Annotated in this window: 8 protein-coding genes; 2 read left to right on the top strand and 6 right to left on the bottom strand. The window is 62.6% G+C overall.

The features are described 5' to 3' along the window. The 3 genes from EOA36_RS12925 to rpsL form a co-directional block, all read right to left on the bottom strand. Nucleotides 1-665 (bottom strand): GTP-binding protein (locus EOA36_RS12925; protein WP_127277970.1); only part of this gene is annotated, 665 nt, incomplete at its 3' end. Between the two features lie 29 nt (nucleotides 666-694). Then, nucleotides 695-1,165: a 30S ribosomal protein S7 gene (gene rpsG, locus EOA36_RS12920; protein WP_127277969.1), complete on the bottom strand. Its 471-nt coding sequence runs from the start codon at nucleotides 1,163-1,165 to the stop codon at nucleotides 695-697. A gap of 60 nt (nucleotides 1,166-1,225) precedes the next feature. Next, nucleotides 1,226-1,597 carry a 30S ribosomal protein S12 gene (rpsL, locus tag EOA36_RS12915; RefSeq protein WP_006333356.1) on the bottom strand — a complete coding sequence of 124 codons (372 nt, stop codon included), beginning with the start codon at nucleotides 1,595-1,597 and terminating at the stop codon, nucleotides 1,226-1,228. A gap of 464 nt (nucleotides 1,598-2,061) precedes the next feature. On the opposite strand from rpsL, the gene EOA36_RS12910 reads away from it, so the two are divergent. Next, a complete protein-coding gene (locus EOA36_RS12910) occupies nucleotides 2,062-2,343 on the top strand; it encodes a transcriptional regulator (protein WP_127277968.1) in 282 nt (93 codons plus the stop codon). A 143-nt stretch (nucleotides 2,344-2,486) separates the two neighbouring features. Next, nucleotides 2,487-3,410 carry a Gfo/Idh/MocA family oxidoreductase gene (locus EOA36_RS12905; protein WP_189343650.1) on the top strand — a complete coding sequence of 308 codons (924 nt, stop codon included), beginning with the start codon at nucleotides 2,487-2,489 and terminating at the stop codon, nucleotides 3,408-3,410. 23 nt (nucleotides 3,411-3,433) lie between these two features. On the opposite strand, the gene EOA36_RS12900 is transcribed toward EOA36_RS12905, so the two are convergent. From EOA36_RS12900 to rpoB, 3 genes are all read right to left on the bottom strand, one after another. After that, nucleotides 3,434-4,099 carry an O-methyltransferase gene (locus EOA36_RS12900; protein ID WP_127277966.1) on the bottom strand — a complete coding sequence of 222 codons (666 nt, stop codon included), beginning with the start codon at nucleotides 4,097-4,099 and terminating at the stop codon, nucleotides 3,434-3,436. Between the two features lie 83 nt (nucleotides 4,100-4,182). Next, nucleotides 4,183-8,379, bottom strand: coding sequence for a DNA-directed RNA polymerase subunit beta' (gene rpoC / locus EOA36_RS12895; RefSeq protein WP_127277965.1), 4,197 nt, complete (start codon nucleotides 8,377-8,379; stop codon nucleotides 4,183-4,185). Nucleotides 8,380-8,515: 136 nt separating this feature from the next. Beyond that, nucleotides 8,516-12,349, bottom strand: a 3,834-nt coding sequence (gene rpoB / locus EOA36_RS12890; protein WP_245464334.1) for a DNA-directed RNA polymerase subunit beta, incomplete at its 5' end; no start/stop codon positions are given.

The following is a 12,349-nucleotide window of genomic DNA, read 5'->3' as shown; positions in this document are numbered from 1 at the left end:
TCGATCATCTTCTCGCGGTATTCCTCGGCACGCGCCTTGAGGTCGGCCGGGATCTCGACGACGTCCCAGGCAGCGCCCAGCGTCTCGTCGCGCCAGACCAGCGCATTCATCTCGACGAGGTCGACGACACCCTTGAATTCGGTCTCGGCGCCGATCGGCAGCTGCATGACGACAGCCTGCGCACCGAGGCGCGAGCCGATCATCTCGACCGAGCGGTAGAAGTCGGCGCCGATCTTGTCCATCTTGTTGCAGAAGATCATGCGCGGCACGCGATACTTGTCGGCCTGGCGCCAGACGGTTTCCGTCTGCGGCTCGACACCGGCATTGGCATCGAGCAGCGCGATGGCGCCGTCGAGCACGCGCAGCGAACGCTCGACCTCGATGGTGAAGTCGACGTGTCCGGGGGTGTCGATGATGTTGAAGCGGTGCATCTTGCCGTCACGGCCCTTCCAGAAGGTCGTGGTCGCGGCGGACGTGATGGTGATGCCGCGTTCCTGCTCCTGCTCCATCCAGTCCATGGTGGCAGCGCCGTCGTGCACTTCGCCGATCTTGTGCGACTTGCCCGTGTAATAGAGGACGCGCTCGGTGGTCGTCGTCTTGCCGGCGTCGATATGCGCCATGATACCGAAATTGCGGTAGTCTTCGATTTTGTATTCGCGGGCCATCGTAGCTGCCTCTCAGTCCTGTTCGCGCTTTACCAGCGATAGTGCGCGAAAGCGCGGTTGGCTTCAGCCATCTTGTGGGTGTCTTCCCGCTTCTTCACGGCGGTGCCGCGGTTGTTGGCCGCGTCCATCAGCTCGCCGGAGAGGCGGTCGACCATGGTGGTCTCGTTGCGGTTGCGGGCCGCGGCGATCAGCCAGCGGATCGCGAATGCCTGGCGACGCTCGGGACGAACGTCGACCGGAACCTGGTAGGTGGCGCCGCCGACGCGGCGCGAACGCACTTCCACATGCGGCGCGACATTGTCGAGCGCCTGGTGGAAGACGGTGACCGGCTCCTGCTTGGTCTTCGACTGGACCTGGTCCAGCGCGCCGTAGACGATGGTCTCGGCAACCGACTTCTTGCCGTCATACATGACGGCGTTCATGAACTTGGTGACGATCAGATCGCCGAACTTGGGATCCGGGTTGATCTCACGCTTTTCTGCACTGTGACGACGCGACATGGCTTTTGTCTCTCAATCTCGTAGCCCGGCGCGTTCAAGCAGCGCCAAGGCCGGAAAATCTTACTTCGGACGCTTGGCGCCGTACTTCGAACGGCGCTGCTTGCGGTTCTTCACGCCCTGCGTGTCGAGCACGCCGCGGATGATGTGGTAGCGCACGCCCGGAAGATCCTTGACGCGGCCGCCGCGGATCATGACCACGGAGTGTTCCTGAAGGTTGTGACCTTCGCCGGGAATGTAACCGATCACTTCAAAACCATTGGTCAGGCGGATCTTGGCCACCTTGCGCAGCGCCGAGTTCGGCTTCTTCGGCGTCGTCGTATAGACGCGCGTGCAGACGCCCCGCTTCTGCGGGTTCTGCTGCATGGCCGGGACCTTGTTGCGCTTCACCGGCGCAATGCGCGGCTTGCGGATCAGCTGGTTGACGGTAGGCATTAAACCCTCTTGTCTCTCAATTCCGTGTCTCGTGCCGGTCAAGGCTCGCTCAAAGCGTCATTTCCATACGCAAATTCGGGCCACAAACCGCGCCTCGCGGTCTTGCCCGAACAAATCGCAGAGGAAGCGGAAGCCGCTTCGTGCACGCCGGAAATGTCTTTTCGCTCGTAAAACGAACCCTGTTTGAGGCAAACTCCAAAGCGTGTCGCTTCGGAAGGGAGAGCCTCACATCGGTTCTGACTGGGCGGCTTCTACTCGTAAGCCCGCGAACCGTCAACCCCGCAGCGGCAAATATTGCATTGAAGCCGGGGCTTGGCAGCCATGCGAAAACCGCATGTAATTTTCTTTCGCCGTTTGGCAAGGGCGAGGAAGAAAGTGACCGAGTTTTGGCTGTTGCGGGGCCTTGCTTCATGCGAAAAGGCCGCATGAACACTGACAATCCCTCGCCGCGAAGGAATCGGCCCGTGAACGACAATGAAGAACGCCCGGTCACCATCATCACCGGCCGGGTGTGGAAGAAGAAAGGCGGCAAGCCGGAAGGCGTGCATGTCATGCTGGTGGCGCCCGATGACGATTCGGCGGTGCGCCGTGCGCTCGAATCGCTGGCTGCCGAAGGCTACGCCGAGGCCGAACTCGACCAGATCGGCGACATGGAGGGCGAGCCCGACGATGAGCCGCATCTTTCGGCCTTCCAGGGCGCGCTTGAAGGCGAAGTGTCGATCGTGACCTTCGACGTGCCGATCTGATCGCAGCGTGGCGCCCCTCGCCTGCCCAGCGTCATGATGCCGATTCGTTCGAATAGCTGGCATGGCCGACGCTTGCCCGTCATGGCCGATCTGCTAAGAGACGCGCAGACGTCCCAACCCGGCGGAGCCTCATGTCCTCATCCATCTCGCCCATAAGAATCGGCATTGTCGGTGTCGGCAAGATCGTCCGCGACCAGCACCTTCCGGCACTGGCCAAGGATCGAGACTACCAGCTGATCGCAGCGGCCAGCCGGCACGGCAAGGTCGACGGCATCGCGAATTTCCCCGATATAGAGACGATGCTTGGCGCGGTTGCCGAACTCGACGCGGTGTCGCTGTGCATGCCGCCGCAGTTCCGCTATGACGCCGCGCGCAAGGCGCTCGAGGCCGGGAAGCACGTCTTCCTGGAAAAACCGCCGGGTGCCACGGTCAGCGAAGTCGAGGACCTGAAGGCGTTCGCGGCGAAACAAGGCGTCTCCTTGTTCGCAAGCTGGCACTCGCGCTACGCGCCGGCTGTCGAAGCGGCACGGACATTCCTGGCTTCGACCAAAATCAAATCGGCGGCGATCGTCTGGAAGGAAGATGTGCGCCGCTGGCATCCGAACCAGGACTGGATCTGGCAGCCTGGCGGCTTCGGCGTCTTCGATCCCGGCATCAACGCGCTGTCGATTGCAACCTATATCCTGCCGGCCATGTACATCACTTCGGCCGTACTCGATTTTCCGGAGAATCGCGACGCACCGATCGCGGCCCAGGTCGCGTTCCACGCGGCGAACGGATCCGATGTGACCATGGATCTCGACTGGTTGCAGACCGGACCGCAGAGCTGGGACATTTTGGCCGACACGGATGCCGGGCAGATGGTGCTCTCGGGTGGCGGCTCGAAGCTCGCCGTCGACGGCCGTGTCGTCCATGAGGAACCGGAAGCGGAATATCCGATGCTCTACCGGCGATTTGCCGAGATTGTGCATGCCGGCGTATCCGATGTGGACCTTGCACCACTGCAGCACGTCGCCGACGCCTTCATGCTCGGCAAGCGCAATGTGGTCGAGGCGTTTTTCGACTGAAGATCGCCAGGTGCGCCCTGACGTCAGTCGACAATCGCGATGGCAAAGCCGTCATAGCCCTTGGCGCCCCCGGTCTGGATGGCTGTGCCGTCCAGCCGTTTTTCGCCGCCGATGAAGGAAAACGCCGCGCGGGCGCCTTCGACATTGGCATCGCGGCCATCCTCATCCAGCACGGCGCCGTCACGGATGACGTTGTCGCAGACGATGACCGTCCCGGAGCGTGACAGCCGCAAGGCCCAGGACAGATAGTTCGGGTTGTTCGGCTTGTCGGCATCAATGAAGATCAGATCGAACGGGCCGGCATTCTCATTGCCGAGTGCGGCAAGCGACTGGAGCGCCGGACCGACGCGCAGTTCCACCCGGTCCGCTACCCCTGCCCGCTCGAAATTCGAGCGTGCGACCTTGGCATGATGCGGATCGAGTTCGAGCGTCACGACTTTGCCGTCGGCGGGCAGTCCCCGCGCCATCCAGATGGTCGAATAGCCGCCCAGCGTGCCGATCTCGAGCGCCTTTTTCGCGCCGCCGATGCGCGCCAGCAGCGAGAGCAGTTTTCCTTGCGCCGCCGAGACATCGATCGCCGGCAGGCCATTGTCGCGGTTGGCCGCCAGAACCGCGTCGAGAACGGGATCCGCCTCGAAGAGCGAGGAGACGATGTAGTCGTCGACAGCCGTCCAGGTCTTCGTGCTCATCTGCTTTCCTCCGATCGTTGAAACGAAAAAGCCGCCGGGTTGCCCCGACGGCTTCTGTTGCCTGAGATTTCTTGCCGTCGCGCTTACTGCGCGGCGGTTGTCATGTCGGCGAGCATCGGCTCGGCCACTTCAACACCGGAGGCCTTGCGGCGCTCGTCGATGATGAGTTCGTCGCGCGAGGTGGCAATGCGCCGGATCTGGCTCATCGTGCCGCCGGTACCGGCCGGGATCAACCGGCCGACGATGACGTTTTCCTTCAAGCCCTGCAGCATGTCGGTCTTGCCGGCAACCGCGGCCTCCGTCAGCACCCTGGTCGTCTCCTGGAAGGAGGCGGCCGAGATGAAGGACGGCGTCTGCAGCGAAGCCTTGGTTATGCCCAAGAGCACCGGCTGGCCTTCAGCCGGCTTCTTGCCGTCCTCGACCAGGCGCTCGTTGACCTCTTCCAGTTCGATCACGTCGACGTGGTCGCCCGGGATGTAGGTCGAGTCGCCCTGCGTGGTGATCTCGACCTTCTGCAGCATCTGGCGAACGATCACCTCGATGTGCTTGTCGTTGATCGACACGCCCTGCAGACGGTAGACTTCCTGGATCTCGTTGACGAGGTAGGACGCAAGCGCCTCCACGCCCTTGATCGCCAGGATGTCGTGCGGCGCCGGATTGCCGTCGAGGATGTAGTCGCCCTTCTCGATGACGTCGCCGTCCTGGAGATGGAACGGCTTGCCCTTCGGGATCAGGTATTCGACCGGCTCGAGCGTCGAGTCATGCGGCTCGATAATGATGCGACGCTTGTTCTTGTAGTCGCGGCCGAAGCGGATCGTGCCGTCGATCTCGGCGATGATGGCGTGATCCTTCGGACGACGTGCCTCGAACAGTTCGGCAACACGCGGCAGACCGCCGGTGATGTCCTTGGTCTTGGCGCTTTCCATCGGGATACGCGCCAGCACGTCGCCGGGGCGAACCTGGGCACCCGGCTCGACCGAGAGAATGGCCTCGACCGAGAGCAGGAAGCGGGCATCGCCGCCCTTCGATAGCTTGCCGACCTTGCCCTTGGTGTCCAGGATGGCAATCGCAGGCTTGAGGTCGTTGCCGCGCGGCGTCGAACGCCAGTCGATGACCTCACGCTTGGTGATGCCGGTCGACTCGTCGGCCGTTTCCTGGACGGAAATACCGTCGACCAGATCCTCATACGACACCTTGCCCTCGATTTCAGTGAGGACAGGACGGGTATAGGGATCCCACTCGGCGATACGCTGGCCACGCTTCACCTTGTCGCCATCGTCCACGAAGATGCGCGAACCATAGGTGACACGGTGCGTTGCACGCTCCTTGCCGGCCTCGTCGAGGATCAGCACCGCCATGTTGCGGCCCATGACCATCTGCTGGCCGTCCGAGTTGCGCACCACGTTGCGGTTGCGGATCTCGACCTTGCCCTCATACGAGGCTTCAAGGAACGAAGAGTCCACCACCTGCGCGGTACCGCCCATGTGGAAGGTACGCATGGTGAGCTGCGTACCCGGCTCGCCGATCGACTGCGCCGCGATGACGCCGACGGCTTCGCCCTGGTTGACCGGGGTGCCACGGGCCAGATCGCGTCCGTAGCAGACCGCGCAGACGCCGATCCTGACTTCGCAGGTCAGGGCCGAGCGGATGCGGACCGACTGCACGCCGGCCTTTTCGATCTGTTCCACGTCCCGCTCGTCCATCAGCGTTCCGGCCTTGACCAGGACTTCGCCCGACACCGGATGGGTGATGTCGTCGAGCGATGTACGGCCCAGCACGCGCTGGCCAACCGAAGCGACGACCTGACCGGCATCGACGATCGGCTGCATGGTGAGGCCCTTGTCGGTGCCGCAATCCACGGAGTTGACGATGCAGTCCTGCGCCACGTCGACCAGACGACGGGTGAGGTAACCCGAGTTCGCCGTCTTCAAGGCGGTGTCGGCCAGACCCTTGCGGGCACCGTGGGTCGAGTTGAAGTACTCGAGCACGGTCAGGCCTTCCTTGAAGTTCGAGATGATCGGCGTCTCGATGATTTCACCCGAGGGCTTGGCCATCAGGCCGCGCATGCCGGCAAGCTGGCGCATCTGGGTGGGCGAGCCGCGCGCACCGGAGTGCGACATCATGTAGATCGAGTTCATGGGCTTCTGACGGCCATTGTCCTCGAACTCGACCGCCTTGATGCGGGCCATCATTTCGTCGGCGACCTTTTCCGAGCACTTGGCCCAGGCGTCGACGACCTTGTTGTACTTCTCGCCCTGCGTGATCAGACCGTCATTGTATTGCTGCTCGTACTCCTTGGCCAAAGCCTCGGTGTCCGACACCAGCTTGATCTTGGTGTCCGGGATCAGCATGTCGTCCTTGCCGAACGAGATGCCGGCACGGCACGCATGAGCAAAGCCGAGCGCCATGATGCGATCGCAGAAAATGACCGTCTCCTTCTGACCGCAATGGCGGTAGACGGTGTCGATCATCTTGGAGATGTTCTTCTTGGTCATCTCCTGGTTGGCGGTCTCGTAGGGCACGTTGACGTTCTTCGGCAGAAGTTCGCCGATGATCATGCGGCCAGGCGTGGTGTCATGGATCTTCGACACGACCTTGCCTTCGGCGTCGACCGTGCGGAAGCGACCCTTGATCTTGGCGTGCAAGGTCACGGCCTTGGTCTCGAGCGCGTGCTGGAGCTCGCCCATATCGGCAAACACCATGCCCTCGCCCGGCTCGTTCTGGTTGACGATCGAGAGGTAGTAGAGACCCAGGACCATGTCCTGGGACGGCACGATGATCGGCGCGCCGGAGGCCGGGTGCAGGATGTTGTTGGTCGACATCATCAGCACGCGGGCTTCCAACTGCGCTTCCAGCGACAGCGGCACGTGAACGGCCATCTGGTCGCCGTCGAAGTCGGCGTTGAAGGCCGTGCAGACCAGCGGGTGAAGCTGGATCGCCTTGCCTTCGATCAGGATCGGCTCGAACGCCTGGATGCCGAGGCGGTGCAGCGTCGGCGCGCGGTTCAACAGGACCGGATGCTCGCGGATGACCTCGTCGAGGATATCCCAGACTTCCGGACGCTCCTTCTCGACAAGCTTCTTCGCCTGCTTGACGGTCGAGGAGTAACCCTTGGCGTCGAGGCGGGCATAGATGAAGGGCTTGAACAGTTCGAGCGCCATCTTCTTCGGCAGGCCGCACTGATGCAGCTTGAGCTCCGGACCGGTGACGATGACCGAACGGCCGGAATAGTCGACGCGCTTGCCGAGCAGGTTCTGACGGAACCGGCCCTGCTTGCCCTTGAGCATGTCGGACAGCGACTTCAGCGGACGCTTGTTGGCACCGGTGATGACGCGGCCTCGACGGCCGTTGTCGAACAGCGCATCGACGGCTTCCTGCAGCATGCGCTTTTCATTGCGCACGATGATGCCGGGGGCGCGCAGTTCGATCAGCCGCTTCAGGCGGTTGTTGCGGTTGATCACGCGGCGATAGAGATCGTTCAGGTCGGACGTGGCGAAGCGGCCGCCGTCCAGGGGAACCAGCGGGCGCAGGTCCGGCGGGATCACCGGAACGACCTTCATGATCATCCATTCCGGACGATTGCCGGACTCCATGAAGTTCTCGACGACCTTGAGACGCTTCAGATACTTCTTCTGCTTCAGCTCGGACGTGGTCGAAGCCAGTTCCGAACGCAGGTCGCCTGCGATCTTCTCCAGATCCATGCCGGCCAGAAGGTCATGAATGGCCTCGGCGCCGATCATGGCGGTGAAGGAATCCTCGCCATATTCGTCGACGGCGATCATGTACTCTTCCTCGCTGAGCAGCTGGTGCTCCTTCAGCGCGGTGAGGCCAGGTTCGGTGACGATGTAGTTCTCGAAGTAGAGGACGCGCTCGATGTCCTTAAGGGTCATGTCGAGCAGCGTGCCGATGCGCGAGGGCAGCGACTTCAGGAACCAGATATGGGCGACCGGTGCCGCCAGCTCGATATGGCCCATGCGCTCGCGGCGGACGCGCGACAGCGTGACTTCGACGCCGCACTTCTCGCAGATGACGCCCTTGTACTTCATGCGCTTGTACTTGCCGCACAGGCACTCATAGTCCTTGATCGGGCCAAAAATGCGCGCGCAGAACAGACCGTCACGCTCCGGCTTGAAGGTGCGGTAGTTGATGGTCTCCGGCTTCTTGATCTCGCCGAACGACCAGGACAGAATCTTCTCAGGGCTGGCGAGCGATATCCGGATGGAATCGAACACCTGCGCCGGCGCCTGCGGATTGAAGAGATTCATGACCTCTTGGTTCATGCCGTTCTCCTTTTCGGGGTCCTCGAAAACCCCTTGCATCTAACGCGGGCCAAACGCCCGCTGAGTGGTCGGCCCACCGGCCGAAGAAATCGAAGCATCCGGTCGCGGGAGCCTCTCTCGCGACCGGATGTCTTGTTTACTCGGCCGCGTCGGGCAGCCGGACAGGGTTGTCGTCGAGCTTGGTGTTCTCCAATTCGACATTGAGGCCGAGAGACCGCATTTCCTTGACGAGCACGTTGAAGCTCTCGGGAATGCCTGCCTCGAACGTGTCGTCGCCACGCACGATCGCCTCGTAGACCTTGGTGCGGCCGGCGACGTCGTCCGACTTCACCGTCAGCATTTCCTGCAGCGTGTAGGCGGCGCCGTAGGCTTCCAGCGCCCAGACCTCCATCTCGCCGAAGCGCTGGCCGCCGAACTGCGCCTTGCCGCCCAGCGGCTGCTGGGTGACGAGCGAGTACGGACCGATCGAACGCGCGTGGATCTTGTCGTCCACCAGGTGGTGAAGCTTGAGCATGTAGATATAGCCCATCGTCACCTTGCGATCGAACGGCTCGCCGGTGCGGCCGTCATAGAGCTGCGACTGACCGCTGGTGTGCAGGCCCGCCTGCTCCAGCATGATGTTGATGTCAGCCTCATGCGCGCCGTCGAACACCGGGGTCGCGATGGAGACGCCGCGGCGCATCTGCTCGCTGAGGCGAACGATGCTCTCGTCGTCATACTCGCGGACCGGTTCGTTGCGGTCGTTGGCGGGCATGAAGCTTTCCAACGTCTTGCGCAGCGGCTTGATGTCGCCGGCAGCCTTATACGTGTCGATCAGCTCGCCGATCTTCCTGCCCATGCCGGCACAAGCCCAGCCCAGATGCGTTTCCAGGATCTGGCCGACATTCATGCGGCTCGGCACACCCAACGGGTTGAGCACGATATCGGCATGCGTGCCGTCCTCGAGGAAAGGCATGTCCTCGACCGGAACGATGCGCGACACGACACCCTTGTTGCCGTGACGGCCGGCCATCTTGTCGCCGGGCTGCATCTTGCGCTTCACCGCCACGAAGACCTTGACCATCTTCATGACGCCCGGAGGCATTTCGTCGCCGCGCTGCACCTTCTCGACCTTGTCCATGAAACGCTGTTCGAGCGCCTTCTTGGAATCGTCGTACTGGCCACGCAGGGCTTCCAGTTCGCTCTGGAGCTTTTCGTTCTCCACCGCAAACTGCCACCACTGCGAACGCGGGTACTCGTCGAGCGTGTCCTTGGACAGCGTCGAGCCCTTCTTGAAGCCTTTCGGTCCAGCAATCGCTTCCTTGCCGACGAGAACGTCGGAAAGACGCGCGTAGACGTTGCGGTCCAGGATCGCCTGTTCGTCGTCACGGTCCTTGGCGAGGCGTTCGATCTCCTCGCGCTCGATCGCCATGGCGCGCTCGTCCTTCTCCACACCGTGGCGATTGAACACGCGCACCTCGACGACGGTGCCGAAGGTGCCCGGAGGCATGCGCATGGAAGTGTCGCGCACGTCGGAAGCCTTTTCGCCGAAGATGGCGCGCAGAAGCTTCTCTTCCGGCGTCATCGGGCTTTCACCCTTCGGCGTGATCTTGCCGACCAGGATGTCGCCCGGCTGAACTTCGGCGCCGATATAGACGATGCCGGCTTCGTCGAGGTTCTTCAGCGCTTCTTCCGAGACGTTGGGAATGTCGCGCGTGATTTCCTCGGGACCGAGCTTGGTATCGCGCGCCATGACCTCGAACTCCTCGATGTGGATCGAGGTGAAGACGTCGTCGGCGACGATGCGCTCGGACAAGAGGATGGAGTCCTCGTAGTTGTAGCCGTTCCAAGGCATGAACGCGACCAGCACGTTGCGGCCGAGCGCCAGATCACCGAGTTCGGTCGACGGACCGTCGGCGATGATGTCGCCCTTGTTGACCCGATCACCCATGCGCACCAGCGGACGCTGATTGATGCAGGTGTTCTGGTTCGAACGCTGGAACTTCATCAGCCGGTAGATGTCGACGCCGGACTTGCCCGGGTCGAGATCCTCGGTGGCGCGGATAACGATACGCGTCGCGTCCACCTGGTCGACGATGCCGCCGCGGCGGGCGCCGATGGCGGCGCCCGAGTCACGGGCGACGATCGGCTCCATGCCGGTGCCGACGAACGGCGCTTCGGCGCGCACCAGCGGCACGGCCTGACGCTGCATGTTCGAGCCCATCAGAGCGCGGTTGGCGTCGTCGTTCTCGAGGAACGGGATGAGCGCCGCGGCAACAGACACCATCTGCTTGGGCGACACGTCCATCAGGTCGACGTTTTCGCGCGGCGCCATCATCACTTCGCCGGCGCTGCGGCAAATGACGAACTCGTCGACGAAGCCGCCGTTCTTGTCGAGCTCGGCATTGGCCTGCGCGACATGGTGCTTGGCCTCTTCCATCGCCGAGAGATAGACGACCTCATTGGTCAGCTTGCCGTCGACGATCTTGCGGTAGGGGCTTTCGATGAAGCCGTACTTGTTGACGCGCGCGAAAGTCGCCAGCGAGTTGATCAGACCGATATTCGGGCCTTCCGGCGTCTCGATCGGGCAGATGCGGCCGTAATGCGTCGGGTGCACGTCGCGCACTTCGAAGCCGGCACGCTCGCGGGTCAGACCGCCCGGTCCAAGCGCCGAGAGACGACGCTTGTGGGTGATCTCCGACAGCGGATTGGTCTGGTCCATGAACTGCGACAGCTGCGAGGAACCGAAGAACTCGCGCACGGCGGCGGCCGCCGGCTTGGCGTTGATCAGGTCCTGCGGCATGACGGTGTCGATCTCGATCGAGGACATGCGTTCCTTGATCGCGCGCTCCATGCGAAGCAGGCCGACGCGGTACTGGTTTTCCATCAGCTCGCCGACCGAACGCACGCGGCGGTTGCCGAGATTGTCGATGTCGTCGATCTCGCCCTTGCCGTCACGCAGTTCGACCAGCGTCCTGACCACGGCCAGGATGTCGTCCTTGCGCAGCACGCGCACGGTGTCCTCGGCCTTGAGCTCCAGGCGCATGTTCATCTTGACGCGGCCAACGGCGGACAGGTCGTAGCGCTCGCTGTCGAAGAACAGCGAGTTGAACATGGCTTCGGCGGTCTCAAGCGTCGGCGGCTCGCCCGGGCGCATGACACGGTAGATGTCGAACAGCGCGTCCTGGCGGCTCTCGTTCTTGTCGACGGCGAGCGTATTGCGGATATAGGCGCCGACATTGACATGGTCGATGTCGAGGACCTGGATCTCCTGCTCGCCGGTGCCGAGCAGCACCTTGAGCGTCTTGTCGTCGATCTCGTCGCCGGCCTCGAGGAAAATCTCACCGGTGGCATAATTGACGATGTCCTCGGCCAGGTAGTTGCCGAGCAGATCCTCGTCGGTCGCCTTGATCGCCTTGAGGCCCTTCTCGCCGAGCTGACGCGCCTGGCGGGCGGTGATCTTCTTGCCCGCCTCGACGACGATCTCGCCGGTGTCGGCATCGACCAGGTCGCCGACGGCCTTGAGGCCGCGGAAACGCTCGACGTTGAACGGAATGCGCCAATGGTCGCCGGCGCGCTTGTAGGTGATCTTGTTGTAGAAGGTCGACAGTATCTCCTCGCCGTCCATGCCGAGCGCCATCAGCAGCGACGTCACGGGGATCTTGCGGCGGCGGTCGATGCGGGCGTGGACGACGTCCTTGGAATCGAACTCGATGTCAAGCCACGAGCCACGATAGGGGATGACACGGGCGGCAAACAGAAGCTTGCCCGACGAGTGCGACTTGCCCTTGTCGTGATCGAAGAAGACGCCCGGCGAGCGATGCATCTGCGAGACGATGACGCGCTCGGTGCCATTGACGATGAAGGTGCCGTTCAAGGTCATGAGCGGCATGTCGCCCATGTAGACGTCCTGCTCCTTGATGTCCTTGATCGACTTGGCACCGGTATCCTCGTCGATATCGAACACGATGAGGCGCAGCGTCACCTTCAG

It is taken from the genome of Mesorhizobium sp. M8A.F.Ca.ET.021.01.1.1, assembly GCF_003998025.1.
Classification (GTDB): domain Bacteria; phylum Pseudomonadota; class Alphaproteobacteria; order Rhizobiales; family Rhizobiaceae; genus Mesorhizobium.
This window is presented reverse-complemented; position numbering and strand designations above follow the sequence as displayed.

Bases quoted from the DNA above. Each gene is read 5' to 3' on its own strand.
- rpsG (WP_127277969.1), bottom strand. From the start codon at position 1,165: ATGTCGCGTCGTCACAGTGCAGAAAAGCGTGAGATCAACCCGGATCCC.
- rpsL (WP_006333356.1), bottom strand. From the start codon at position 1,597: ATGCCTACCGTCAACCAGCTGATCCGCAAGCCGCGCATTGCGCCGGTG.
- EOA36_RS12900 (WP_127277966.1), bottom strand. From the start codon at position 4,099: ATGAGCACGAAGACCTGGACGGCTGTCGACGACTACATCGTCTCCTCG.
- rpoC (WP_127277965.1), bottom strand. From the start codon at position 8,379: ATGAACCAAGAGGTCATGAATCTCTTCAATCCGCAGGCGCCGGCGCAG.